The sequence below is a fragment of the Dyadobacter sp. SG02 genome (genome assembly GCF_900109045.1).
GTDB lineage: Bacteria > Bacteroidota > Bacteroidia > Cytophagales > Spirosomataceae > Dyadobacter.
The window spans coordinates 63,496-88,916 of the sequence record NZ_FNYL01000001.1 but is presented as its reverse complement, the minus strand read 5'-3'; the positions used below and the strand labels follow the sequence as shown (position 1 = coordinate 88,916).

General features: G+C 51.7%; 21 protein-coding genes. 15 read left to right on the top strand and 6 right to left on the bottom strand.

Translation table 11 applies throughout. The annotated features are described in order from the left end of the window. Nucleotides 1–157 precede the first annotated feature (157 nt). The 4 genes from BMW93_RS00365 (at nt 158) to BMW93_RS00350 (ending at nt 5,594) form a co-directional block, all read left to right on the top strand. Nucleotides 158–1,723, top strand: a complete 1,566-nt coding sequence (locus BMW93_RS00365) for a hypothetical protein (protein ID WP_229240108.1) — start codon at nt 158–160, stop codon at nt 1,721–1,723. An 84-nt stretch (nt 1,724–1,807) separates the two neighbouring features. Then, nucleotides 1,808–3,268 carry a cell wall metabolism sensor histidine kinase WalK gene (locus BMW93_RS00360; RefSeq protein ID WP_090373215.1) on the top strand — a complete coding sequence of 487 codons (1,461 nt, stop codon included), beginning with the start codon at nt 1,808–1,810 and terminating at the stop codon, nt 3,266–3,268. 3 nt (nt 3,269–3,271) lie between these two features. Beyond that, on the top strand, nt 3,272–3,946 hold the full coding sequence (locus BMW93_RS00355) for a response regulator transcription factor (protein ID WP_090373214.1): 675 nt from the start codon (nt 3,272–3,274) through the stop codon (nt 3,944–3,946). Nucleotides 3,947–4,061: 115 nt separating this feature from the next. After that, nucleotides 4,062–5,594 (top strand): carbohydrate-binding domain-containing protein, encoded by a 1,533-nt coding sequence (locus BMW93_RS00350; RefSeq protein WP_090373213.1) that lies wholly within the window; start codon nt 4,062–4,064, stop codon nt 5,592–5,594. A gap of 32 nt (nt 5,595–5,626) precedes the next feature. On the opposite strand, the gene BMW93_RS00345 is transcribed toward BMW93_RS00350, so the two are convergent. Further along, nucleotides 5,627–7,342 (bottom strand): arylsulfatase, encoded by a 1,716-nt coding sequence (locus BMW93_RS00345; RefSeq protein ID WP_090373212.1) that lies wholly within the window; start codon nt 7,340–7,342, stop codon nt 5,627–5,629. An 85-nt stretch (nt 7,343–7,427) separates the two neighbouring features. Here BMW93_RS00345 and BMW93_RS00340 point away from each other — a divergent pair, with 85 nt between their 5' ends. Next, nucleotides 7,428–7,880, top strand: coding sequence for a hypothetical protein (locus BMW93_RS00340; protein WP_090373211.1), 453 nt, complete (start codon nt 7,428–7,430; stop codon nt 7,878–7,880). Nucleotides 7,881–7,918: 38 nt separating this feature from the next. On the opposite strand, the gene BMW93_RS00335 is transcribed toward BMW93_RS00340, so the two are convergent. Both BMW93_RS00335 and BMW93_RS00330 read right to left on the bottom strand, forming a co-directional pair. Beyond that, nucleotides 7,919–8,671, bottom strand: coding sequence for a T9SS type A sorting domain-containing protein (locus BMW93_RS00335; protein ID WP_090373210.1), 753 nt, complete (start codon nt 8,669–8,671; stop codon nt 7,919–7,921). 17 nt (nt 8,672–8,688) lie between these two features. Further along, the gene (locus BMW93_RS00330; RefSeq protein WP_090373209.1) at nt 8,689–9,786 is read right to left on the bottom strand and encodes a hypothetical protein; all 1,098 of its coding nucleotides are present in this window, start codon (nt 9,784–9,786) and stop codon (nt 8,689–8,691) included. A gap of 165 nt (nt 9,787–9,951) precedes the next feature. Between BMW93_RS00330 and BMW93_RS00325 the strand changes: the two genes are divergently transcribed. After that, entirely contained in the window at nt 9,952–10,323 is a 372-nt protein-coding gene (locus BMW93_RS00325) for an iron chaperone (protein WP_090373208.1), read from the top strand. Nucleotide 10,324: 1 nt separating this feature from the next. Here BMW93_RS00325 and BMW93_RS00320 read toward each other — a convergent pair whose 3' ends face one another. Both BMW93_RS00320 and BMW93_RS00315 read right to left on the bottom strand, forming a co-directional pair. Continuing rightward, on the bottom strand, nt 10,325–10,804 hold the full coding sequence (locus BMW93_RS00320) for an RES family NAD+ phosphorylase (protein ID WP_090373207.1): 480 nt from the start codon (nt 10,802–10,804) through the stop codon (nt 10,325–10,327). Nucleotides 10,805–10,807: 3 nt separating this feature from the next. Continuing rightward, nucleotides 10,808–11,239: an antitoxin Xre-like helix-turn-helix domain-containing protein gene (locus BMW93_RS00315; protein WP_090373836.1), complete on the bottom strand. Its 432-nt coding sequence runs from the start codon at nt 11,237–11,239 to the stop codon at nt 10,808–10,810. Nucleotides 11,240–11,374: 135 nt separating this feature from the next. Between BMW93_RS00315 and BMW93_RS00310 the strand changes: the two genes are divergently transcribed. The 3 genes from BMW93_RS00310 (at nt 11,375) to BMW93_RS00300 (ending at nt 16,114) form a co-directional block, all read left to right on the top strand. Then, on the top strand, nt 11,375–14,233 hold the full coding sequence (locus tag BMW93_RS00310; protein WP_090373206.1) for a PVC-type heme-binding CxxCH protein: 2,859 nt from the start codon (nt 11,375–11,377) through the stop codon (nt 14,231–14,233). A 200-nt stretch (nt 14,234–14,433) separates the two neighbouring features. After that, nucleotides 14,434–15,582 carry a VCBS repeat-containing protein gene (locus BMW93_RS00305; RefSeq protein ID WP_229240177.1) on the top strand — a complete coding sequence of 383 codons (1,149 nt, stop codon included), beginning with the start codon at nt 14,434–14,436 and terminating at the stop codon, nt 15,580–15,582. Between the two features lie 49 nt (nt 15,583–15,631). Then, nucleotides 15,632–16,114 carry a low affinity iron permease family protein gene (locus BMW93_RS00300; protein ID WP_090373204.1) on the top strand — a complete coding sequence of 161 codons (483 nt, stop codon included), beginning with the start codon at nt 15,632–15,634 and terminating at the stop codon, nt 16,112–16,114. On the opposite strand, the gene BMW93_RS00295 is transcribed toward BMW93_RS00300, so the two are convergent. Further along, nucleotides 16,115–17,284 carry a DUF748 domain-containing protein gene (locus tag BMW93_RS00295; protein WP_090373203.1) on the bottom strand — a complete coding sequence of 390 codons (1,170 nt, stop codon included), beginning with the start codon at nt 17,282–17,284 and terminating at the stop codon, nt 16,115–16,117. Between the two features lie 181 nt (nt 17,285–17,465). On the opposite strand from BMW93_RS00295, the gene BMW93_RS00290 reads away from it, so the two are divergent. The 6 genes from BMW93_RS00290 (at nt 17,466) to BMW93_RS00260 (ending at nt 25,391) form a co-directional block, all read left to right on the top strand. Beyond that, complete coding sequence (locus BMW93_RS00290; protein ID WP_090373202.1) at nt 17,466–17,807, top strand: YciI family protein; 342 nt, start codon at nt 17,466–17,468, stop codon at nt 17,805–17,807. Nucleotides 17,808–17,889: 82 nt separating this feature from the next. Further along, nucleotides 17,890–18,231, top strand: coding sequence for a YciI family protein (locus tag BMW93_RS00285; protein WP_090373201.1), 342 nt, complete (start codon nt 17,890–17,892; stop codon nt 18,229–18,231). 63 nt (nt 18,232–18,294) lie between these two features. Beyond that, nucleotides 18,295–19,536, top strand: a complete 1,242-nt coding sequence (locus BMW93_RS00280) for an RNA polymerase sigma factor (protein WP_090373200.1) — start codon at nt 18,295–18,297, stop codon at nt 19,534–19,536. 327 nt (nt 19,537–19,863) lie between these two features. Next, entirely contained in the window at nt 19,864–20,322 is a 459-nt protein-coding gene (locus BMW93_RS00270; RefSeq protein WP_090373198.1) for a YrzE family protein, read from the top strand. Nucleotides 20,323–20,551: 229 nt separating this feature from the next. Further along, nucleotides 20,552–23,134, top strand: coding sequence for a glycosyl hydrolase family 95 catalytic domain-containing protein (locus BMW93_RS00265; protein WP_090373197.1), 2,583 nt, complete (start codon nt 20,552–20,554; stop codon nt 23,132–23,134). 25 nt (nt 23,135–23,159) lie between these two features. Further along, on the top strand, nt 23,160–25,391 hold the full coding sequence (locus BMW93_RS00260; RefSeq protein WP_090373196.1) for a c-type cytochrome: 2,232 nt from the start codon (nt 23,160–23,162) through the stop codon (nt 25,389–25,391). Nucleotides 25,392–25,421 lie beyond the last annotated feature (30 nt).

Here is a 25,421-nt window from a genome sequence, read left to right as displayed (position 1 = left end):
TTACATTTTATAACACATTATCAAGCAAGGGGCCTTATATTAGTTCTACAAACTCAACCTAGCACCCCTCTGATTACTAATGGCTTATAACCTATACTTCAAACTGTTTCTGTTTGTCGTGTTTTTCCTATCGACTTTGTGGATTTATAGGCTTTATATGAATAGCCCCAACCGCGAAGTTTCCGGAAAAACCTCGGCACTGTGGATCGCCGGCATGCTGCTGCTGATATGGGGTGTACGAATGCCCTTTCTGCGCGACCGGGAATACGATATCGATACCAGTACCTGGCTTAGCGCGGTCATAGCCATCAACCATTATCCCGACAAGCTCTGGACATTGCTCAATTACACCGATGCCAGGCCTCTGACCGTGGTACCTTTGCTTGCCGGTTCGTGGGCAGGTATGCCGGTCAATTACAGCAGCGCCGAAATCATCGGGCTGTTACTCTGGACGGGAACGGTATTGCTTCTTTATCAGATATGCAAGCTATTTGCCGGGAAGAGTCTCGGGTTGGTCATGACTTGGAGCCTGGCGCTTTTCCTGGGTACGATCTGTCATATTTTCGCGGCTTACAATTCGGAACATAGCAGCATTTTCATGGTGACCGCGGGCGTCGCGTTGTTCTTTTTGTACTTCTATCGCCGATGGACGAGCCCGGCAATCGCAACGTTGACGGGCATGTTGCTGGGAAGCGTTGTTTACGCCAAATTTCAGAATGCTCCCATGGGATTGCTCACGGGGGCATTTTTGTTGCTGGCCATGGCTCAGCGGAGGGATTGGCGGAATATGGCCGCATTGTTCGCAGGCTGCCTTTTTCCTACCATTCTGGTCAATGTGTTTTACGGTTCGCGCGGTAAGTTGGATGTGTTCTGGAACAACTACTTCTGGAATTACTTTTACTATTCCTTCACGACGCAGTTTTCCTCTATGCCCATAGCCGAGCGGTTCAGCCCGGGGCGTGTCGTCCGGTTTATTTTCTATGCGACGAGTTCGGGTATCTACGTACTTACGCTCGCCGCACTGGCGGCAACATTGCCGTTTTTGTCTTTTAAAAAATGGAGTTCAACATTCAGAATCAATTGGATACCGTTCGTTTTTGCCTTCTTGTTTTTGATGCTGAGCATCTATGCCGTGCTGCAATCGGGGAACAATTTTGAGCATTATAAACTCTTTCTCTTTGTTCCGTTGCTGATTTTTGTGGCGTTGTTTCTGTCCGTCAGCCAACCGTTGGTACAAAAGTATGCGATAGCGCTGCTCTTGCTAGGCGGCATGGCCCAAACAGCTGTGAGCCTCAAATACCTCGAAGGAGATTTGGCTTACGACAAACGAAATGACACGGACAAAAAGGTGGTAGGGCACATTGTCGCGCACACGCGCTCGTCCGATCCCGTGGTGGTATGGGGCTGGCGCGACGGATTGCTGGTGAGCTCGCAGCGGCCCATGGGATACCGTGATGTGCACACCTTCCATTTTTCTATGAAATCGCCGCTTGTTCCGCACTGGACCCGTGATTTTGTGGAAGATATGGAAGAAAATAAGCCTAAAATCTTCATCGAAGCGATGATCCGCGATTACTCGGAGCGCGGGCATCTTTTCCTTCCGCATGATAAAGTGCCGATAGTGCGCGAATATGTGCGGCGGCATTACGAGCTGGTGAGAGAGTTGGACGGGGTTAAAATCTTTCACCGTAAAGAAACGCCTGCCATTTCGCTGCTGCGTTAAAATGCCTTATTAATCAATGCTATTTTGTGTTAAATAGTGTTAAGGCCCCGGAAATCATCCGGGGGGAAAGCTTAGCTTTGCGGTATGACCAACCGCCGTATCCGATCGATTTTCTGGCTCATGACCGCCTGCATTGTCGCGATCAATGCATTTCAGGCGTATTGGCTGTTGACGACGTACCGGCTCAACCGGCAGCAGTTCGGTAATGTGGTTCAGGATGCATTGTTCCACGTAGTCGAAGGGCAGCAACTGGATCATGCGCGTATCCTGATGCGTGAACACGACGTTCCCGGGAAACCGCCAGGCGGCTACGTCCCCAACGAACCGCCCGGTGGTAATATCCCTAAAAGCGCATCGGGCCGGGCTGGCCGCGAGGCGCGTGTGGTAGTGAGGCGGTTGGGCGTTCGCAGCGGCGAGAGTTCCCGTTTTTATTACCAATTCAACAACGATAGTGTGATCGTCGCACCGGCGGACACGCTTGCGCGGCGCATTTCCAGGTTTGTGGTGCAGGAATGGAAGGAGGGCGGCCGGGTAGATTTGAAGAAGATTTATGCAGCCTACCAGTCCGAATTGGCCAGAAGGGACATTCACGCCGCGTTTTTGCTGGATACCTTGTACATTCTTCCGAAGTCCGGGTCTAATAACGTGATCATTTTTAATGGTTTGCGCAGGCAGAGCGACGACCGGTTCAGGACTTTACCGTTGCCCATCAACCCGGTAAAGCATTTGTTCGTCCAGGCTACTTTCGAAACGCCGGTGCCCTACCTGTTGAAGCGTATGGGCTGGCTGTTGGGATGTTCCCTGTTGCTCTTGCTGCTCACGACGGGTTGCTTCGTGTTTATGCTGCGCACGATCATGCGCCAGAAAAGGCTCTCCGATATCAAGAATGATTTCATCAACAATATGACCCACGAGCTCAAAACGCCCATTGCAACCGTCAATGCGGCCGTAGATGCGCTGCTGAACTTCGGGGCGCTGAACGATCCGCGCAAGACGGAGGAATATCTCCATATCTCACAAAATAACCTGCAAAGGCTTTCGGATCTCGTCGAAAAAGTATTGAACCTGGCGGTGGAAGAAAAGCAGGACTTCGAGTTTCGGACTGAGCCGGTCGGTCTGGCCGAAATCCTCTGTGAACTCGCGGCCAGTCACCGCATTAAGGCTGCTAAAACGGTGGTTTTTAATATGCATATCCCCTTTGGAACGATGGTGCAGGTCGACAGGATGCATTTCGGAAATGTGATCAATAACCTCATCGACAATGCGATCAAGTATTCCTACGAGCGCGTGACCATATCGTTCAACTACGAACAGGAACCCGGTGGCTGGCAACTTACTGTTGCCGACAACGGTATCGGCATTCCAAAAGCCTACCAGGCATCCGTTTTCGATCGTTTCTTCCGCGTGCCTACGGGCGACCTGCATCAGGTAAAAGGTTTTGGCCTCGGGCTGGCTTATGTCCGGCAAGTGGTCGAGAAACATGGTGGAAGCATTAGTCTGGCCAGCGAACCGGGGAAGGGTAGTGCATTTGTGTTAAAATTCTAAAAAATGGCGACTGTACTATTCATCGAGGACGAGCCCGCGCTGGGGATGATTGTAAAAGACAGCCTTGTTTATCGGGGCTTCGATGTGCTCTACGCCGCCAACGGGGCCGAAGGCCTCGAACAATACCGCCTCCACCACCCCGATATCGTGGTCGCCGACATCATGATGCCCGACATGGACGGTTTCACCATGGCCGAGCAAATCCGTCGCGACGACCCGCATACGCCGATTATGTTCCTCACCGCGCGTTCTCAGACCTCGGACGTCGTTCGCGGTTTTGAATTGGGAGGAAACGATTATCTCAAAAAACCATTTAGCCTCGACGAGCTCGTCGCGCGCATCAATGCGCTCCTGCGCACAGGGGCGTCCCGCACCCAAGTGAACGGAACGCTCAAAATCGGCCGCTACATTTTCGACCCCGCCAAACAAAAACTCGCTGTCGACGACCGGGAAGTAACGCTATCCCACCGCGAAGCCGAACTCCTCCGCCGCCTCTATCAGCAACGCAACGAAGTCCTGGGCCGCAGCGAAGTCCTCAACGAACTCTGGGGCGACGATTCCTTCTTCAACGGCCGCAGCCTGGACGTTTTCATTACCAAACTCCGGCGCTATTTGAAGGAAGATCCTAAAATCCAAATTATTAACATTCGGGGGAGAGGGTATAAGCTGGTGCTTTGAGAATCTATACTTTTGGTTTAGTACACATACAAAAATTACCAGCAATGCGTCACACATGGACGCGCCGGCGTACTGAGGCGTAATTAACAATTCTACGCACCAATTATAACTCAGTATGAACTTCCGAATTTCACAATTTACAAGGGCCGTATTGGCTTCGCTGGTGATGGCGGCGTGCCTGGCCTGCTCCAAAGACGAAGATGCCGTAGTCGATCCCGGCAATACCAATGCCGATGGTTCGGTGAACATCGACAGCGTCAGTTTCGCATCGGCGGCGCCGGAAGGCGATAGTGGTACCGCGGCCGATGAAGATGACCTTTTGGCTAATTCTACTTTTTCAACGGTCGTTTCGATCAATTTCGGCAGCATTGTTACCATTACCAATCCGCTGGCTGGCAATGGCGTGGAGGTTACGGAGTCCAATGGCGATGTGATCATTAATGCGACTGCGGCGGAAGTGGAATACGTCCTGTCCGGCACCACCGCGAATGGCTCCGTCAAGATTTACAGCGATAAGAAATTCAAGCTTACGTTCGATGGTGTTAGCATTACTAATGCCGATGGTCCGGCAATCAATATCCAGTCGGAAAAACGTGCTTTCATTGTTCTGAACGGCAATACCACCAACTCGCTCACCGACGGCGCCAGCTATACGGCCAGTGGCGGGGAGGATGTGAAGGCCACGCTTTTCAGCGAAGGGCAAATGATTTTCAGCGGAACCGGTACGTTGAATCTGAAGAGCAATTATAAACACGCCATTTGCAGTGACGATTATATACGCATTATCAGCGGCGCCATTACAGTTACCGGTGCGGCGTCGGACGGTATCCATGCCAACGACGCATTCATAGCCGACGGCGGAACGGTCAGCATTGCCGCGGCGGGCGATGGTATCCAGTGCGAAGAAGGCTACATTGTGATCAATAATGGCGACTTCACCTTAAATGTGGCCGATAAAGCCATTACAGCCAGCTATGATACCGACACGACCATCGATCCGTTCGTGACCATCAATGGCGGAACGTTCAATATCAAATCATCGGCCGGGGAGGGGATCGAAAGCAAAAGCGTGCTGACGATCAATAACGGCGATTTCAATATCCAAACCACCGACGACGGACTGAATGCAGGCAGTTTCATTTACATAAATGGTGGCAATATCTACGTGTACAGCTCTTCCAACGATGGTATCGACTCCAACGGCCCGATGACGATCACCGGCGGCAGGATCATTTCCATTGCCGCCGGCGGCCCGGAAGAAGGTTTCGATTGCGACCGAAACACATTCAAAATTACCGGTGGGATACTCATCGGTACCGGTGGCGCAACAAGTTCGCCTACTGCGAATGTCAGTACCCAGCCATCGGTGATCCTCAGCCCGGGCTCGGCCAACCAACTGATGCACATCCGCTCGTCTGATGGCGAAGTGATGACGTTTACGATTCCGCGAGCGTACAACACAATGCTGTTTTCAAGCCCCAAATTAAAGCAGGGAACGAGCTACCAGGTTTACACCGGCGGCACTACGGCAAGCACAACCGACTTTTACGGACTATACACATCCGGGACCTACACGGCCGGCACCGCCGGCACCATTTTCACCACGAGTTCGATGGTGACAAATGCCGGCGGCAGTCAGGGCCGCTGAGTCGGGGACGCCTAGTCAGGGCCGGTAGTTTCCTACTTCGAAGTTGCCGGCTTGCCCGGTTTTGGAAATACATGGTGGGTATTGGCCCATTGCTGCCAAAGACCCGCCAGGTGTTTTACTTTTTCAGGATGGGCTGCAGCCAGGTTTCGGGTTTCCGAATGGTCGGTCGAAAGGTCGTATAGCTGCCAGGTCGAATCGGCGGCGGGGGAAACCAGTTTCCAGTTTCCTTGTCGTGCATATCGGGCGCCAAAATGTTCGTTGAACAGCTCCGAATGACCTTTCGAAGGTTTTCCTGAGAACGAACTGACGAGGCTCAGGCCGGTTGTGGGCTTGATATCCTTGTTTTTGAATTGCTTCGGATATTTCGCGCCTGAAAGTTCGCAGAACGTCGCCATCAGGTCCATCACATGACCCGCGTGATCGCTGAAACCTCCTTTTTTAGCCGTAACACCCTTAGGCCAGAATGCGATCATGGGCGTATTCACACCACCTTCAAACGATTCGGCCTTCGCATACCGGTAAGGTGTGTTAGCCACGCCCGCCCAACGCGGCCCGATGGAAGCGTAGCTGGTTTGCGGTCCAGGCATCACCTGTTTTTCCGTTGCATAAATGATTTTCCGACCGTCGCGCGTCTCGCTCGGGCGGTCGAATCCCGGGCCATATCTGGCACAGTTCTCGGGACTGGCGCCGTTGTCGGTCAGGAAGAGGATCAAGGTGTTATCCAGCTCGCCGGTTTGTTTTAATGCCTGGATAATGCGGCCGATCCCCTGGTCCATCCGATCTATCATCGCGGCGTGGACGGCCATTGCCATGGCGTCCCATTCGCGGTCGGGGTTATCCTCCCATTTCAAAGCACCGGCTGCGGTCTCAGGCAATTTGGTCACTTTGGGGTCGATCAGGCCCATTTTGACCATTCTTTCATAACGAGCCTTGCGGATCGTTTCCCAGCCGCCCTTGTAGGTATCCTTATATTTTTCAATATCCTCCGGTTTCGCCTGCAATGGCCAATGCGGCGCATTTTGGGCTACGTAGAGGAAGAACGGTTTGTCGGATTTCGAAAAATCGCGGATATAAGCGACCGTCGTGTCGTTGATGGCGTCGGTATGATAGTAATCCTTGGGAACGGTTTTCACAGGCTCTTTGCCATTCACCAGGCTGAAAGGATCAAAGAAATCGATGACACCCCAGATCGTCCCGAAATACTTATCGAAGCCGCGGCTGGTGGGGTATTGTTCAATGGGAGAAAAAGGGCCGACCTCCTTCTGGTGGTTGAGCCAGGCCAGCTGTTCCTGCGGAGTCTTTTGTGTAAATGTGTTAGAAACGTGCCATTTACCGGTCATGCCTGTCTGGTAGCCTGCCGTTTTGAGCACCTCTGCGAGTGTCACCGTATTTTCCGTAATGTGTCCCTGGTAACCCGGCTGGTTTTCGGCCTCGGTCATTTTCCCGATCCCCGCCTGCTGGTTATACAGGCCCGTGAGCCGGGACGCGCGCGTAGGGCAGCAACGGGAGGTATTGTAAAATTGCCGGTACCGCAGGCCGTTTTGGGCAAGGTAATCCAGGTTTGGCGTGCGGACCTCGCCGCCGTAGCAGCCCATATCCGAATAGCCCATGTCATCCGCGAGAATCACGATAATGTTGGGACGTTTGGCTGCTTTCGGATTTTCGGTTGTATTCCTGCTTTTCAGGGCCACCAGGCCCAGGCCCGCTGCAAATGCGAGCATGATAAGGGATAGTTTGGTTTTAGACATTTCCGAAAGTAGAAATTTTTTTGCTTTCGGGTAGTAAGGTGAGAGGAACTAGCGGCATTAATGTAAAATCAAAACCTTAAATCTCATGAATCCGAAACCTTTCCTCGCTTCCGCAGTCATCCTTTTATTTATTCAATTTGTTTCTTTTGGCCAGTCAACAACAGGTCCTGACAAGAACATTACAAGAGCGACTACCGCGGACTTCGGCAAGAATGACTGCGAGCAAAATGTGAACCGTCTGTACGAAATGCTGGATGAAAAAGACCAGGAAATCAAGCGTTCGAGAGAGCAGGCCAATGAACTGATCAAAGCGCTGATTGAGTTGAAACGTGATTCAAATACACAAAACATCAGCCCTCAAACTTCCTTGACCACACAATCGAATGAGCAATCGGCAAAGTTGATCGACCACATTACTTCCAAACGGAAAACAGAATACCACGTGCGCAGGCAATACATCCGTGGTCCGCGAGGAGGCTGTTATTACATTAATTCGAATGGCAATAAGACCTATGTCGATCGCAGCATGTGCGACTAATTTTCCGGTCACTCGCCTACCGCCTATTAAATAAGGTTTCAGAGTTTAACAAACCTGGAATTCCACAACGGTAGCGCAAACAGCCCGCAAACCTGGATGAGGTACGAGCCGGGCAACAGCTGACGGATATTTAAGCTGATATGATCTCCCGCATCCGATGTCTGCTGTAATACCACATCGCCGCTGGTTTTGAAAACAGTGATATGCAGCGGCCCGCCATTTTTCCCGCCCGATAAATACAGCATGTCAGCCGCCGGATTGGGGTATAATGCAAAACCGGAATGATCAGCCTGCCGAATGTAAATAATAGAAGATAAGCTAAATGTACCATCGTAGTCGACTTGTTTGAGGCGATAATAAGTGTGTGGGTACGGCGAACCGTCCATGGTTTGGTAGGTTTTCTTCGCGTAGACGGTTCCTGCACCGGCAACCCGATCCATCAGTTGAAAATGAATGCCGTCCGGTGATTTCTGCACTTCGAAATGGCTGTTGTTGGTTTCCTCGGAAGTCGCCCAGTTTAGTTCGTTGGAAGCACCGGCGGGTTTTCCATTAAAATAGATCAGCTTCACAGGGAAAGCATAGGAGGGGTCGGGTTGTAAAAATCCCTCCGAAAGGATATTCGGGCTGAACTTACGCGTCGCGACGGCCACTTCGCCAATGCTCCATTCCAAAAACACGTTACCCGAGTTTTGCGACCCATGGCCGCTGGTAACGACCGGTAGTCCCAGACTTTGCGCTTCGGATAATTCACGCACCAGCAGCAGGTTTACAAGCAGTAGTAGTTTTTTCATGATGTAAATAGGGCTTGCTAGTAAACAAGTACGCTGGTGTAGCCCCATTCCGAATTGGTCCAGTTCGGGCTGCTTGTAACGCCTGCCATGCCAAAACGGTAGGTGCCGGGAGGGAGGTCCTTGAATACCCCATTGACCGAAAAGATCGCCCGGGTGTTCGCAGGTACTTGTAATCCGAACATTCCGAGATCGAGTGTCTGGATGGCACTGCCGGGGGCCACATTCTGGCAGGCCGGATAAATACCCAGCTCGCTAGCGGGCGCATAACCGCCCAATGCCCTCGAAGCCGTCACAAATACCGTCTGCCCCTGCTGTATCGTCACTTCCAAGGGTTCAGTGATGAAGGAAAGCGTACTGGACGGGAAAACAGTAGTTCCCGCATTGTAATAACTTTGAATGATCCCCGGCGGGCCTGCTGCGCCCTGAGGCCCCTGCGGGCCGGTACCGCCCAGGAGCAGCCAATCGGGTGCGGCGGGTGTTCCTTTGTTATAGTAAAAGCCTTCCGGAGCTTCGGTTTGATAAACGAGCAGACCGGTAGCAGGCTGCGAAAGCGACGTTCGCTGGCTCGCCGACATCCGGGGCAGCAGTAATCCGCGCGAGTCGCTTTTCAGGTCGAGCAGGGCGCTGGGATCGGGAGTACTGGTGCCGATACCGACATTGCCGCTGTTTTTGTTGCTGATTCCCGAGCCATTTACCTGCCATTGGTTATCGGCGCTGCTCAATGCGAAGGGAACGCTCACGAGTTGCGTAGAGCCTAGATCCGTAAATGCATTACCGCCGGCCGGGTCCATTTCCACTTTGAGAAACTTGGTGCCGTCATGCCAGGGTACGGCGGCCATCGAACCCATCACATCCGTTGCCCCGCCGGAACCGATGGCGAGGCTGAACAAGCCGAGCGAATTGGTGGTGACAGTCCGTGTTTCGCTGTAATGTGTGCTTCCGTCGGGGGCATTCTGGCGGATGCTGAGCCTCAACCGGATCGTTTGATTCGTGAGCGGTACGCCGCCTGCGTCGCGGGCCGCCGCCTGGTAGTTGATTTCCTGGGGCACTTGTGCATTCACAACGACCGTAGCGAGCCAGGCAATTAAGGTTGAGAGTAGTAAAATCAATTTCATGGCATAGAGATTAGTAAAATGATGTCCCAAAACTATTGCTGGAAAACCATTCTAAGTCAGGCGATTGAGTAGGATGCAGGTTTTTTGTGTAGATGACGGCTGCGAGAAACTGTTGGAGAAGAATCCGGGTTTTCCTAACTTCTCAAATCACTAACTATCAAGGTTATGGCGGCCGCGAAACACCGTTCGATCGACGAGTACATTGCAACCTTTCCGGAAGATGTGCAGAAGGCATTACAGGATATCCGTGCGGTCATCAGGGACGCCGCTCCCGGGGCCGGGGAGACGATTTCGTACGATATGCCTACATTCAATTTGAATGGGACTTACCTCATTTATTTTGCCGGATGGAAGAAGCACATTGCGCTGTACCCCGTTACGGAGAAAATCTTCGCCACGCTTTCTGCTGAACTTTCTGGTTATAAGGGATCGAAAAGTTCGGTGCATTTCCCGCTGAACAAGCCCATCCCGCTGGATTTGATCAGGAAGATTACCGAATTGCGGATTGCCGAAAACCAGGTCGCTTCGGGTAAATGAGCTATTTGCCTGTCGGGGTATATTTTTTCAAAATATCGTCAATCCGCGGGTCCGGCATCAGGTCGGTTACTTCTATAAGCTTTACCCGCGAATAGTCCGGGTGCAGGGTATTAATCACATAATTATATGAAAGGGGCATTACCGCCGACGGCACTTTCAGCGCGAGTGCTTTGCATTCATTGAACCATCGGTCGCCCGGTGGCTGGCATTGCGAATAGTCGTTCGGATCGCGCCACCCGGGTTCGAGGTCGCGCTCGGCGATCGAATCGATTACAGCATCGTCGGGTATTTCGAGAAACATGATTTTGAAATCCGTATTGAACCCGACGCCCTGCCTTCTTACCATGTTTTCCAGCAGCGCAAGCGGGACCGTTTCAGATGCGTAGATCACCTTGTTGCCCGCGCTGTTCCACCGCCCCCGCATTCCGGAAGCAAACAGGGTATTCGCATAAAGTTTATGGACGATGCGGAATACGAGCATGTTTTACGCAGGGTAACCTTCCGCCATTTGATCGAGCTCCTCGTTCAGAAAATCCACCCCGCCACCGGTAGTCAGCCAGTCAGCGGGCTTTTCCGTCGAATTCCAGAATGGCTTTTGCAGCCAGTAGTTAAACTCGTCGATGGTGCCGAAAAGCGCTTCTCCTTTTTCAAACAGGGAGATTAATTTCAAAAGATGCTCGCCATAAAGCGGCTCCAAAGGCTTTTGGGCCTCCTTATAGTTGCTGATCGTACGCGCGGAAACGTTCATGATCGCCGCCAATCTCCGTTCGGGCATTTTGATAGCCTCGGCGAAATCGTAGAAAACTTTCGTGTGCAACCCTTTGCGGGCAGAAAGCACCATTGAAAAATTGCTGTCCATGTCAATGTGGTTGAATTTGGATTTCAAATTGGAACCGGGTTGAGCAGCGGCTTTCATAACAAAGGAGATTGAGTAACCCAAATATAGGAATTTTTTCAAAAACAAAGGTGAATTTTTTCAAATAAGTATAAACATAGTACAGCCTTCCTTTATTCCTCAACTTTGAAAGCCGAAATTCCTAAATAGTTAAATATGATCAGGTTGACACACATTCTCGTCCCGCTGGCCCTGGCCATCGTGACAGTCCCCGCGCAGGAAGTTGTTGCGCAAAAGACAAGTACCACACAAACCACCGAAAAATTCGACCGCGACTACGCACTGGAAGCAACCATGCTCGGCTTTTTTGCCAAGGATGGTTCCCGGAACCCCACATTGAAGGCCAATAAAGGCGATCGCGTCCGGATCACCATTACGAACGGTGAGCTCATGACGCACGATATCGCGCTGGAAAAGCTCGGTATCAAAAGCAAAGTAATCATCGAAAAGGGTACCAGCACGAGCATTACTTTCAAGGCGGAGCAAAGCGACACCTATTTCTGCTCCGTGCCCGGGCACCGCGCGGCGGGGATGGTGGGAAGTTTCGAGGTGGTGGAAGGCGTTATTTCCAACGAGACAGTGGCTGGTCAGCTGCCCGTGAAGGATGGTCAGCCGCTGAACCTGGGTTTTGAAACGGGCGACCTGAAAAACTGGACGGCGACGGGCGATGCATTCACCAATGCACTTTTCAGCTCCGATCCATCGCCTGTTCATGAAAAGGAAATGAATATTGGTTACGAAGGAAAATATTTCCTCAGCAGCGGCGGTACGCTCAATTACAAACAGACCGGCACACTCACGTCCGTGCCATTCCAGGTCACGCAGCCTTTCGCTGCATTCAGGGTGTCGGGCGGTGCATTGCAGGACACGCGCGTGGAAATCGTGACGGCCGCGGATAATAAAGTGGTGTACCATATTACCGGGCAGGGCAGAGCCACGTTGCAACCGGCGGTGGTGGACCTTCAACCTTATCAGAACAAAGAAATTTTCATCCGGATCGTCGATAATGAGACCGGTATTTCGCAAATACCCTACATTGCGAACGACAAATGGGCGCACATCAATTTCGATGATTTCCGTTTCTACCCTAGCCGCCCAGATTTTCCCAATGAGCTGAAACAGAAGGATATCATCATTCTGCCACCATTGGACCCGGTTTTGAATGCCGGTTTGTCGGGTAAGGACGCGGCCAGGGCAATGACCCCGCCGAGCGGTTTTAAAGTCACCCTGGCCGCCGCGGAACCGGACATTATCAGGCCCATCAGTTTCACGGTCGATTACCGTGGCAGACTTTGGGTAGTAGAAGGTCATACCTATCCCGTACGCGCCCCGGAAGGCCAGGGAAGGGACAAAATCCTGATTTTTGAAGACACTGATGGCGACGGTACGCTCGACAAACGCAAGGTATTTGCCGAAAACCTCAACCTCATCAGCGGTATCGAAGTGGGAATGGGCGGTGTATGGTTAGGTTCGGCACCGAATCTGCTGTTTATTCCTGCCGATTTCAAGAATGACACACCCGCCGGCCCGCCGCAGATATTGCTCGACGGCTGGGGCCTGGAAGATACCCACGAAGTGCTCAATAACCTCCGCTGGGGGCCCGATGGCTGGATTTACGGCACGCACGGCGTATTCACGCATTCCAATGTAGGCAAGCCCGGGGCGCCGGATTCCGAGCGGACGAAAATCAACGCCGGCGTATGGCGTTACCACCCGACTACCCACAAATTTGAAGTGTTCGCCGAAGGATCGAGCAACCCGTGGGGGATTGATTTCAATGATTACGGGCATCCGTTCATCACCGTGTGCGTGATCCCGCACATGTACCACGTGATCCAGGGCGCACGCTACCAGCGGCAGGCTGGGAAGCATTTCAATCCTTACACTTACGACGACATTAAAACCATCGCCGACCACGTGCATTGGGTAGGCGAACGCGGGCCGCACGCCGGTAACTTCCGCTCGGCGTCCGCAGGCGGCGGGCATGCGCATGCGGGAGCGATGATTTACCTCGGCAACAGCTGGCCCAAAGAGTACCGTAACGATATTTTCATGAACAATATCAACGGTGCACGCCTCAATATGGACCATCTCACGCGCTCGGGCTCCGGTTATGAGGCCACCCACAAAAACGATTTCATGGCGATGAACGATTCCTGGTCGCAATGGCTGAACTTTAAATATGATGCGAGCGGTTCCGTGTGGGCGATCGACTGGTACGACAAGAACCAATGCCACAGCCCGAACCCGGATGTACACAACAAAACCATGGGCCGGATATTCAAAATAACCCACGACAATGACAAATGGGTGCAAGTGGATTTGTCGAAAGCGTCGGATATGGAGCTCGTCAACTACCAGCTGAACCCTAACGAATGGTATGTTCGTCAGGCACGCACCATTTTGCAGGAACGCGGTCCCAATAAAAAAGTACACAAAGCATTAAAAGAGATTCTCGCGAAAAACCCGGACGAAACCCGCAAACTCCGCGCATTGTGGACGCTCCACGTGACGAAGGGACTCACGGAAAAGGAACTTGCGGATTTGCTTTCAAACGATAGCGAGTACATTCGCAGCTGGTCGATACAGCTTCTTACCGAAAACAAATCCGTTTCGCCCGAAACACTGAAAAAATTCGCTGAAATAGCGCAGAAGGACAATTCCAAGCTGGTAAGGCTTTACCTGACTTCCGGAATGCTGCGCCTCGATCCTTCGCAGCGCTGGGACGTGCTCGATGCATTGGTTCAAAAGGCCGAAGACAAGGACGATCACAACCTGCCGCTCATGGAATGGTACGCAGCCGAACCGCTGGCGCCAATCGATGCGAAACGTGCATTGCAACTGGCCGAAAAATCGAAATTTCCAAAAATGCTGCCTTATATGATCCAGCGCGTGGAGGCGATCGGAACGGAGGAGTCTAAAAAGATTCTGAAAGACTATAACAAAGTGGGAAAAGCCGCAAATCCGCACGAACAACATGGCGGCCATGCAACCGGAACCGCAATGAACCATTAAGAAAAAGGGCTTCCATGTAGAAGCCCTTTTTTAATAACGTTGAGTAAATTATTGAAGTATTTCGACAAATATATGCGAATAAATTTATCTAAAAACATGACAAAAGTCATATTTGCGATTTTAGTTGGGTTTTGAGTGAAACGTGCTTTATTACTTTTAAATAGTATATAATCATGAATTGGAAAAATGTAAATATTTGGATGATTCTGTTTCTGATGTCCCTTGTAGCGCCGGTTTTCGCCCAGCCGGAGGGCAGTTTTAAAAAGACAAGGCTGACGGGAGACTTCATTTCCGAGGGCGCTGCCGTAGCGGATCTGAACAAGGACGGAAAAACAGATATTGTCGCCGGCTATTACTGGTTTGAAGCGCCGGCTTGGACGAAGCACGAATTGGCGCCATCGCGCACGTTCGATCCGAGGAAGGAATACAGCAACTCCTTCCTGAACCTGGGAATGGACGTCAACCTCGACGGCTGGGATGATGTTGTGATCATCGATTTTCCGGGCAAAGCAGCATTCTGGTTCGAGAATCCGCACAACAAAGCCGGAGTATGGCAAAAGCATTATATCGCCGATTCAGTGGGTGTTTCGAATGAGTCACCTGGTTTTGTAGATATGGATGGTGACGGGCGGCCCGATATTCTTTGCGGCGATCCGGGCAAAAAGCAGATCATCTGGCTCAAAGCGCCCGTCAAAAAAGGGGAGACACGCTGGCAGCGCTTTCCATTGAGCAAAGAGAATGTACCGGGGACAGAAAATTTCTCGCACGGAATTGGTTACGGCGACGTCGATAAGGACGGAATCGGAGACGTGGTCGTGCGCGAGGGTTGGTTTAAGGGGAAAAAGGATAATCAATCGGGCAACTGGGATTTTTACCCCGCCAATCTGGGTGAACCGTGCTCACATATGCAGGTACTGGATGTAAATGGCGACGGGAAAAATGACGTCGTAAGCGCCTCCGCACACGCATTGGGCATCTGGTGGCACGAGCAACAGAAAACGGCCGACGGCAAAATCGATTTCAAAACACACCTGATCAGCAATACTACCGCGCAAACGCATTCGTCCATCATGGCCGACCTCAATGGCGACGGCAAAAAAGAATACATCACCGGCAAGCGCTTCCTCGCACACCACGGGCGCGACCCGGGCGACAGTGACCCGGCCATTCTATTGTATTTCGAAATCACGCCCGGAAAAGAACCCTATTTCACGGAGCATATGATCGACAACGATTCTGGCGCGGGATTGAACATCACGGTACACGATATGAATGGCGACCGCAAACCGGATATCGTCGTCGCCAACAAGAATGGTGTTTTTTTATTTGAAAATCAGATCAGGAAATAGTTTTTCAAGTCCAAAGATCGGAGATTGCTTTTCTCAACATCGTTTGTTTATGGAAAGGGGAAAAATCAATTTTTTCGAGAAAATGGCGACCCGCATTACTGCCTGGACCGGTAGTTCAATGGCCTTCGGCGTAGCATTAGGTATTATCGTGGTTTGGGGCGTTACCGGGCCTGTCTTCAAGTATTCCGACACCTGGCAACTCGTAATCAATACGGGCACGACGATCGTGACCTTCCTGATGGTTTTCCTCATCCAGAAATCGCAGAACAAAGATTCGAAGGCTATTCAATTAAAACTGAACGAGCTGATCGCAGCCAGCCGGTTTGCGAGCAACCGCATGGTCGATATCGAGGACCTGAGCGAAGCGGAGCTCGACGTGCTACGGAAATTCTATCAGAAATTAGCCGAAATGTCGGAGGAGGACAGCGACATTCACACGTCACATTCCATCGATGCGGCGCAACGGCTGCACAAGAGTAAGAAAGGAGCGCTTTCAAGTCTTTCCAAGGGAGATACCGGCTCTCAGGAATAGCTATTTGCCTTTTTTCTTGTCCTTTTTATCCTTCTTGCCATCCTTGGAGAAGATCTTTTGCAAAAAGGTCTTCTTTTCTTTTTTGTCCTCCTTCACGGATGCAATGCTGATTTCGTTGTCGATAGAAGGCTGAATGGCGTGTATGAATGCATTTTGCAGGATGTTTGTAATGGCCACCCACACATTCGTTTTAGGATCGTCGAGCCGTCCCTGGAACGGCACTTTGGTGGCAACCTGGTCGTTGTTTTTGTTTTCAAACAGCTTACCCGCCCCGCCCGCAACGGCCTCCCAGAGCTTTTGCAGCAGGTTATCTTTCCGGTCTTCCTTGCCTAAAACATCCAGATCTTTGAGCACCGGCTTCACATACCCCTTGAATTGGTCGTCCTTCGCCGCCACTTCCGTGTACAGCCCGAACCGTCCTTTGTTGACATCTATTTTGGCATATGCCTGGAAAAAGTCGTTCAGCTTCACGAGGTTGGTATTGTTCAGCTCGGCGCTCATATCAAAAGTGGGGGCATCGGCAAGCGGATTCAGCTTCGCATCGAAACGCAGCTTGCCCTCGTACACTTCCGCGGTCGCGTGGATGCTCGCGGGGAGGACGGCCGAAGAATCGTAGCTGTTGCGGAGGTTTTGCGCAAGCAGGTTCAGGTTCGTCAACGCAATAGCGACATTCGGGGTGGAGCTGAAATCTTTATATTCGATCGCCCCGCCGCGCAGCTCACAACGGTTGATGCTCAGGGGCATGAATTGATCGAGGATCTTGCGGAAATCGGAGGAGTCTTTTATTACCTCCTTCGGCTCGACTTTATCTTTCGTGAAAAGCAGGTAAGGCCTCTGGAAAACCAGTTCCCCTGCGATCGAGCCTTTGAATAATGCCTTCCATTCTACCGAAAGGTCGATCTCTTTGGATGCAAAAAAGGGCGTTTGCTTGCTGGTGATGGAGTCCTTCTTATTAATGTAAATGCTGTCGATCTTGTAAGCACCGCGGATAATGGCGAGATCGACGTCGTTGATATGCCCATAGTAACCGTTCATCGTAGCCAGACTTTTGTTTGCGAAATGGAGAACGACATAGGGTAGTATGAGCCGGATCACGACGATCGCGATCAGTATCCCTATCAGGATTTTTGCGGTTCTTCTTTTTCTGGAATGTGTGCGTGTAGTGGTCATTTCACGGCGAGTTTGGGATAGGATCAGTATAAATTTTCATGCCGCTTATTTAAACAATCGTACCAATGCAGAAGCGTGCCTTCGCAGGTTCTGTAATTTTCTGTGAAAAAAACCTAAACTTTTGTCCAGTCCCGCGCCGGCTGTTCGTCAACAGGCTTTAAAACTTAAACCTATTATCAAAATGAAAGACTTCATGTTTGTTTTCAGAAACGACCCTGCGGTGATGGCGGGCATGTCGCCGGACACTTTGCAAACCAGTATGCAAAAGTGGATGGACTGGATAGGGGGAATCGCGGCACAAGGCAAACTGGTGGATCGCGGGAGCCGGCTGGCCAACGAGGGTAATGTGGTAAGGCCGGCCAAGATCGTTACGGATGGACCTTACATTGAAACCAAGGAATCCATCGGCGGCTTCATTATGGTGCGGACGGAGTCATTGGATGAGGCGACAGAAATAGCGAAAGGTTGCCCTATCCTCTCAGCGGGCGGTAATGTCGAAGTAAGACCTATCATCAGAATGTAGGTTTAAAAAAAATCCAAACTTTTTGTCCAGTCCGGTGTGGGCTGTTCGTCAACAGACTTTAAAACTTAAACCTAATATCAAAATGAAAGACTTCATGTTTGTTTTCAGAAACGACCCTTCCACTTTGGCTGATCGTTCACCCGAGGAAATGCAAGCCAGCATGCAAAAATGGATGGACTGGATCGGTGGTATTGCCGCGCAAGGCAAGCTGATCGACCGCGGTAACCGGCTGAATCCGGCGGGTAGAGTGGTAAAACCCTCACTGGCGATCACCGACGGTCCGTATATCGAGACGAAGGAGTCGGTAGGCGGTTATACGATGGTGCGGGCGGAGTCGCTGGACGAAGCAACCGAAATGGCCAAAGGATGTCCCATCCTGCTGTTTGGCGGCAATGTGGAGGTAAGAGAAATAGACCGCATGTAACCCGGACGCCCGATTGTTCCCTAAGCCTTTGTAACCAGCAAAGGCTTTTTTTAATTTACAGCCATGGAAAACCAGGAATTGATACCGCACTTGTTCAGGACCGAATACCGCAAGATCACCGCGGTACTCGGTAAAACGTTCGGTTTGGAACACATTGAAATCGCCCAGGACATTGCCAGCGACACTTTTTTGCTCGCTTCCGAAATGTGGGCGATGAAGGGAGCCCCGGATAACCCGGTGGCGTGGCTCTACACTGTCGCACGCAACAAAACGCTCGATTACCTGCGCCGTGACAAGCTTTTTAAGGAAAAAATCAGCGGTCAGATGGTCAGGAACAGTGAGATGGATGACGAGATTACCATCGACTTATCCACCCAAAATATCACCGACAGCCAGTTGCAGATGATGTTCGCCATTTGCCACCCGTCACTGCCCGTCGAGTCACAGATCGGGCTGGCACTCAATGTATTGTGCGGGTTTGGTATTAACGAAATTGCCGGTGCGTTCCTGACCAACAAGGAGACGATCAACAAACGGCTATACCGGGCACGGGAGAAGCTGCGTACCGAAAAAGTGAAAATGGAGTTTCCTGCCGAAACCGAAATCGAATCGCGGCTGGACGCGGTGCTGAAAACTTTGTACCTGCTGTTCAACGAAGGTTTCTATTCGGCGGGAAAGGACGTTACGCTGCGAAAGGATGTTTGCATCGAAGCCATGTGGCTCACCAAAATGCTGACCGAAAACCCCGGTACCAACAGGCCGCCCGCCAATGCATTACTCGCGTTGATGTGTTTCCACGCCTCCCGTTTCGAAGCGCGGACCAATCCCCAAGGCGAAACCGTGCTCTACCAGGACCAGGACGACACCCTCTGGGACTCGGCGCTGATCAGTCGTGGAGAGTATTATCTCAACCGCGCATCCTGCGGGCGGGAGCTCTCCCGTTACCACCTCGAAGCCGCGATCGGTTACTGGCATACGATCAAAGCCGATACAGCCGAAAAATGGGAGCACATTCTTCAATATTACAACCAGTTGCTCGTCCTCGAATATTCCCCCATCGCCGCCCTGAACCGCACCTATGCCCTGGCCAAAGCCCGTTCCAAACCCGAAGCCATCCGCGAAGCCGAGAAGCTTAATCTGGCAGATAACCATTTGTACCACTCGCTTTTGGGTGAGTTGTATCTGGGGATTGACGATGGGAAAGCGCTAAATTATTTCAAAAGCGCGCTATCCCTCGCCCGCTCACGCGCGGATCGGCAGTTGCTGACGGAGAAGATCCAGCGGATCGGGGACCATAATGGTTAAAATTAATCACCGGTTGTTAACAGGAACAAGTACTTTGTATTGAAGCGCTACCGTTTGTTCATCGGTGGTTTTTTGTGTGAAAATTCAGAGGGGAAAATGATACCTTGGGGAGCTTAAATCTGAATCTCACGCAAAACAGCAGTAATATGGACATAAAAAGCCCAATGTGGTCGTTCAGGAAATCTTCCCCGAAGACAACCAAAGTGGTGTCTGCCAGCGAATTTGTGGAGCTAGCCAGAACCAGCCCATCTTCCATTATGCGAAGCCGTTTTGTCTCTCCTAAAATTGGTAGTAAAGAATTTGGTTACTTCGTAGTGGAACTCAAACATGAGCCAAGAAAATAACCCTGCACATCAGCATAAAGAAAGTGCGCAGTTAAGTGAACCTCCTGTGCCTATGCACGTAATGGAGCAGTTTATTGACAATCAACGATTGACGTTACAAAACGAAGCGACTGAACTTAGGCTTCGTGAAAAACAGCTTGAGCTTAACGCTAAGCAAGCAGAAAAAATAATTGACGTCCAGGCCGATCTTGTTAAAAATCAGGAAAAAGAAAAGCGAAAAACTGCTACAAGATATGCTTATATCGGCAGCGGCGTCCTCGCCATTATATTTGGCTTTATACTCTACTGCCTTCAACTGGGCAAAGAAGATTTCGTACTCAAATTTATTCAGATTATCGGCTATTTGCTTACTACACTTGGAGGTTACTATTTCGGCAGAAAGTCAAAGTCAGAAGTCGCGAAGCGGGAAATTAAGTTTGATGAAGCTGAAATAATCAGCTAGTAATAGTTAAATCTGGTTTTTCCCCCTGCATTAAGCTTTTATTAATACCCCTGTTAATCCTGCCCGCCTAATTTGCCCATCGTTTTGCTCGGATAATTGGCAGCGACGTACGCCAAAGCTGCGTTAGCGCCACAGCTAAAACTCCCTATTAACCCAAACTTTAACAACCCAAAGCATTAAAAATCCCGGTTTGTGTCCTCTTAACGCAAAGGACAAGAACACATTTTGCATGAAACGACTATTCCTAAGCCTGACCCTTTTCATTTTTACCAATCAAACTTTTGCACAGACGTCGGGCGTCGGTACGCCGCGCGTCGCCACGCCGGACGTCGCCACGCCGGGCGTCTCCACGCCGGGCGAATTGAAGCTCTGGTACAAAAAGCCAGCCGGAAACACCTGGACCGACGCATTGCCCGTCGGGAACGGCCGACTGGGTGCGATGGTGTACGGTAACCCCGAAAAAGAGGTACTCAAACTCAACGAATCGACGGTATGGGCGGGTGGCCCCAACCGCAACGACAACCCGAATGCCCTCGCCGCATTGCCCGAAGTGCGGAAGCTGATTTTCGAAGGCAAACACAACGAGGCCGCGAAGCTGGCAGCTGAAAAAATCGAGTCGAAAACGACGAACGGGATGATGTATCAGCCCGTTGGAAACCTGAATATCGACTTCCCGGGTCATGACAAATTCACGGATTACTACCGCGAGCTGGACATTGAAAAAGCCATAACGACTACTTCCTACACCGTCGACGGCGTGAAATACACCCGGCAGGTCATTGCCTCGGTGCCCGACCAGGTGATTGCGATCCGCTTGACGGCCGATAAGCCGGGGAAGCTCACTTTCACTTCGTTTTTGAATAGTCCTCAGAAGGGGGAGAGGATGATAGAGAAAGGAGGAAAAATGATTTTTGCGGGTACCAGCGGGGACAAGGAAGGTGTGAAAGGGCAGGTTGCGTTCCGCGCGCAAGTACTCGTAGCGCCCGAGGGCGGGCAGTTGAGCACGGGAGATACTTCGCTGACGGTGAGCAAGGCCAATGCGGCTACGATTTACATTTCCATTGCTACCAATTTCGTGGATTATAAAACGCTCACGGCCGATCCCAAAACGAAGGCCGACCAATATCTGAGCAAAGCGGCGGCGAAGCCATTTGCTACCGTACTCAAAAGCCACATTGCTGCCTATCAGCAGTATTTCAACCGGGTAAAGCTTGATCTGGGTACATCGGAGGCGGCAAAATGGCCTACGGATGAGCGCATTGTGAAGTTCGCTTCCGGGAATGATCCGCAACTGGTGGCGCTTTACTTCCAGTTTGGGCGGTATTTGCTGATCTCTTCTTCGCAGCCGGGCGGTAATGGAATGCCGGTCGGGCAACCGGCGAACTTGCAAGGTATATGGAACCAGGAAATGAACCCGCCGTGGGGCAGCAAGTATACCATCAATATTAATACTGAAATGAATTACTGGCCGGCCGAGGTGACCAACCTGACGGAACTGCATGAGCCATTGGTTCAAATGGTGAAGGAACTGTCGGTGACGGGGCAGGAAACGGCGCGGGTTATGTACGGTGCGAAAGGCTGGCTGGCCCACCATAACACCGATTTGTGGCGCATTACCGGCCCGGTAGACCCGATTTTCTACGCAATGTGGCCCATGGGCGGGGCGTGGCTGAGCACGCATTTGTGGGAAAAATATTGCTATTCGGGAGATAAGGAGTACCTGAAATCGGTGTACCCGGCTTTGAAGGGCTCCGCGCAGTTCTTTGTAGACTTCCTGGTGCCGGAACCGACACACCAGTGGCTGGTGGTGGTGCCGGGCATGTCGCCCGAGAATGCCCCGGCGATCCGTTCGAAAACGACGATCGGGGCGGGGAATACGATGGATAACCAGATCGTGTACGACATTTTCACCGCTACGATCCGCGCCGCCGAGGCACTGGGAACGGACGCCGATTTTGTAAAAACCTTGAAAACCAAACGCGCACAGCTGCCTCCCATGCAGGTAGGGAAATTCGGGCAGTTGCAGGAATGGCTCGAAGACCTCGACAGTCCCGAAGACAAGCACCGCCACATTTCGCATTTGTACGGTTTGTATCCTTCACACCAGCTCTCGGCGTACCGTACGCCGGAGCTTTTCAGCGCGGCCAGGACTTCGCTGGAACACCGCGGTGATGTTTCCACGGGCTGGTCGATGGGCTGGAAGGTGAACTGGTGGGCCCGCCTGCTAGACGGGAACCGCGCCTACAAGCTCATTACGGATCAGCTTTCGCCCGTGAATGCGCCCGGCGTGGCGACTCCCGGCGTAGCGACGCCCGGCGTGGCGACGCCCGGCGAAAAAGGGGGAGGCGGCACTTACACCAACCTCTTCGACGCCCACCCGCCATTCCAGATCGACGGTAACTTCGGCTGCACGGCCGGCATCGCCGAAATGCTCATGCAAAGCCACGACGGTGCGATTCATTTGCTCCCGGCACTCCCCGATAGCTGGAAAAACGGGTCGATCAGCGGCTTGCGGGCGCGCGGCGGTTTTGAAATACTGACATTGGAATGGACAGATGGAAAGGTTTCCAAATTGGTCATTAAATCAAACCTGGGTGGAAACTGCCGGTTGAGGCTTCCGAATGCGCTGAAAGGCAATGCCCTGGCGCTCGCCGCCGATGGGAGCCAAAGCAGCAATCCATTTTATCAAATACTGGATATTCCCAAACCGATAGTTTCCCCGGCGGCAAAAATGGCGCCTTCGAAGCTACCGGAAACGGCCTTGTACGATTTCAAATCAGAAAAAGGCCGGACTTATACATTTACCCGCTAACCTAACCCTTATTAGTCCTATCACCATGAATAAGAAGATCTGGATCGCCGGAGTGCTGGCTGCTACGCTGGTCACCTGCCAGGTATCGAAGCAAAACGGTTCCAAAAACGAAATGCTGCGTACAACGGACGCGTCGGTGAGCGCCATTCCCGCCTTTACCGACAACCCTTCACCCACGCACCTCACGCCTGAGCAGAGCATCAAAACATTCAAACTACCGAAGGGTTACCACCTCGAACTGGTAGCGAGCGAGCCGATGATCCACGAACCGGTGGCGATTGCCTGGGACGGCAACGCGCGCATGTACGTGGCCGAGCTCAATACGTATATGCAGGACGTGGAGGGCACGGACGAGCACGCACCCACTAGCCGCGTAATGCTGCTCGAAGACACCGACAATGACGGTAAAATGGACAAGAGCTCCGTGTTTATCGATAAAATGCTTTTGCCGAGAATGTTGCTCTGTGTAGGTAATGAACTGCTTGTCAACGAGACGGATACCTACAATGTTTACAGCTATAAAGACAATAATAAAGATGGCGTAGCAGACGAAAAACGCCCGGTTTACACGCCTGATAAAAAAGCACCTGGTAACCTCGAACACCAGCGCAGCGGGCTCGACTGGAACGTTGATAACTGGATTTACATGGCCGTGGACGCCGTGCGTTTCCGGTATACCAATGGTATTTTAAAGCCGGACTCCATTCCGAGCGGTTCCAGCGGGCAATGGGGGCTTACGCATGACAATTACGGCCGCTTGTACTTCTCGTCGGCGGGCGGCGAGACGCCCGCATTAGGCTTCCAGATCAACCCTATTTACGGGCGAATGGAATTTGCCGACCAATACAAAGAGGAATTCAACGAAGTGTGGCCGATTATCAAAACCCCGGATGTGGAAGGTGGCCTGAAACGCCTGCGCCCCGACACGACGCTCAATCATTTCACGGCCAGTTGCGGACAGGTAATATTCCGCGGGGATAAGCTCCCTTCCGATCTGCAAGGCGATCTGCTGATCAGCGAACCGGTGGGAAGACTTATCCGCCGGGCGAAAGTGACCAACAAAAACGGCAAGATCACGCTCGAAAACGCCTATCAGAAAGAAGAATTCATCGCGTCCACGGACATGAACTTCCGCGCGGTGAATATGTATACCGGTCCGGATGGCTGCCTGTACATCGTGGATATGAACCGCGGGATCATTCAGGAGGGCAACTGGACAGGACCTAAAAGCTACCTGCGCCCGCAGATTACGCGATTGGGCCTGGATAAAAACATTCAGCATGGCCGCATTTACCGCCTCGTACACGATGGTATGGCACCGGGGCCGAAGCCCAAAATGCTGGATGAAAGTTCGAAACAGCTTGTGAGCCATCTTGGCCACCCGAATGGCTGGTGGCGTGACAATGCGCAAAAGGAACTGATCGTTCGTAACGATCAATCAGTGGTACCGTTGCTGAAAGCGATTGCGGCAGGTGAAAGCAACGAAGCGATCAAATCGCCGTCGGCGCTCGCACGGCTGCACGCATTATGGACGCTCGAAGGGTTGAATGCACTGGATCAGAATAGCATTACCCGTGCATTGAAAGATAGCGATTTCGAGATCCGGAAAGCGGCTGTTCGCATGACAGAGCCCTATCTGAAAAAGAACGATGCGATGGTGGAAACACTGGCGGCATTGAAATCCGATCCGGTGGCAGATGTGCGCATGCAGCTGATATTTTCACTGGCATACAGTGAATCGCCGAAAGCGAAAGCATTGGCAGGTGAGATTGTCAGAAATGCCAAGGGCGCGGAAGTACTTGCGCGTGCGGAAAGAAGCGTGGAAAAGAATGAGGATGCCAAGAAATTCGGGACGAAACTGGGGCGGCTCGACGCGCCCGATCGCACGTTGGTCATGAATGGATCTGTGATTTACAAATCGCTGTGCGCTACCTGTCACGGGGCGGATGGGGCCGGTTTGGAAAGTAAAACGGCACCGGCACTGAAAGGTTCGCGGCGGTTGAACCGCAACAACACCCAGGCGTCCGTTCGAATCCTGTTGCACGGCTTGTCCGGACCGATCGAGGGGAATACTTATCCGACGGAAATGCCTTCGATGAAAGACAACGACGACGAATGGATCGCTTCGGTGCTCAGTTATGTGCGGTACGAATTTACCAACTCGCCGCCTGTGCGCCCGGCAGATGTGAAAACCATCAGGGAGCAGACCGCATCACGCGACAAGGCATATACGCTGGATGAGCTGTCGATCCAGTAACTGAAACTTTAAACCGAAACTCTGGAATTA

Bases quoted from the DNA above. Each gene is read 5' to 3' on its own strand.
- BMW93_RS00325 (WP_090373208.1), top strand. From the start codon at position 9,952: ATGGCGGCCGCGAAACACCGTTCGATCGACGAGTACATTGCAACCTTT.
- BMW93_RS00340 (WP_090373211.1), top strand. From the start codon at position 7,428: ATGAATCCGAAACCTTTCCTCGCTTCCGCAGTCATCCTTTTATTTATT.
- BMW93_RS00320 (WP_090373207.1), bottom strand. From the start codon at position 10,804: ATGCTCGTATTCCGCATCGTCCATAAACTTTATGCGAATACCCTGTTT.
- BMW93_RS00300 (WP_090373204.1), top strand. From the start codon at position 15,632: ATGGAAAGGGGAAAAATCAATTTTTTCGAGAAAATGGCGACCCGCATT.
- BMW93_RS00315 (WP_090373836.1), bottom strand. From the start codon at position 11,239: ATGAAAGCCGCTGCTCAACCCGGTTCCAATTTGAAATCCAAATTCAAC.
- BMW93_RS00265 (WP_090373197.1), top strand. From the start codon at position 20,552: ATGAAACGACTATTCCTAAGCCTGACCCTTTTCATTTTTACCAATCAA.
- BMW93_RS00295 (WP_090373203.1), bottom strand. From the start codon at position 17,284: ATGACCACTACACGCACACATTCCAGAAAAAGAAGAACCGCAAAAATC.
- BMW93_RS00260 (WP_090373196.1), top strand. From the start codon at position 23,160: ATGAATAAGAAGATCTGGATCGCCGGAGTGCTGGCTGCTACGCTGGTC.
- BMW93_RS00360 (WP_090373215.1), top strand. From the start codon at position 1,808: ATGACCAACCGCCGTATCCGATCGATTTTCTGGCTCATGACCGCCTGC.
- BMW93_RS00365 (WP_229240108.1), top strand. From the start codon at position 158: ATGAATAGCCCCAACCGCGAAGTTTCCGGAAAAACCTCGGCACTGTGG.
- BMW93_RS00350 (WP_090373213.1), top strand. From the start codon at position 4,062: ATGAACTTCCGAATTTCACAATTTACAAGGGCCGTATTGGCTTCGCTG.
- BMW93_RS00355 (WP_090373214.1), top strand. From the start codon at position 3,272: ATGGCGACTGTACTATTCATCGAGGACGAGCCCGCGCTGGGGATGATT.
- BMW93_RS00280 (WP_090373200.1), top strand. From the start codon at position 18,295: ATGGAAAACCAGGAATTGATACCGCACTTGTTCAGGACCGAATACCGC.
- BMW93_RS00270 (WP_090373198.1), top strand. From the start codon at position 19,864: ATGAGCCAAGAAAATAACCCTGCACATCAGCATAAAGAAAGTGCGCAG.
- BMW93_RS00305 (WP_229240177.1), top strand. From the start codon at position 14,434: ATGATTCTGTTTCTGATGTCCCTTGTAGCGCCGGTTTTCGCCCAGCCG.
- BMW93_RS00345 (WP_090373212.1), bottom strand. From the start codon at position 7,342: ATGTCTAAAACCAAACTATCCCTTATCATGCTCGCATTTGCAGCGGGC.
- BMW93_RS00285 (WP_090373201.1), top strand. From the start codon at position 17,890: ATGAAAGACTTCATGTTTGTTTTCAGAAACGACCCTTCCACTTTGGCT.
- BMW93_RS00335 (WP_090373210.1), bottom strand. From the start codon at position 8,671: ATGAAAAAACTACTACTGCTTGTAAACCTGCTGCTGGTGCGTGAATTA.
- BMW93_RS00330 (WP_090373209.1), bottom strand. From the start codon at position 9,786: ATGAAATTGATTTTACTACTCTCAACCTTAATTGCCTGGCTCGCTACG.
- BMW93_RS00310 (WP_090373206.1), top strand. From the start codon at position 11,375: ATGATCAGGTTGACACACATTCTCGTCCCGCTGGCCCTGGCCATCGTG.
- BMW93_RS00290 (WP_090373202.1), top strand. From the start codon at position 17,466: ATGAAAGACTTCATGTTTGTTTTCAGAAACGACCCTGCGGTGATGGCG.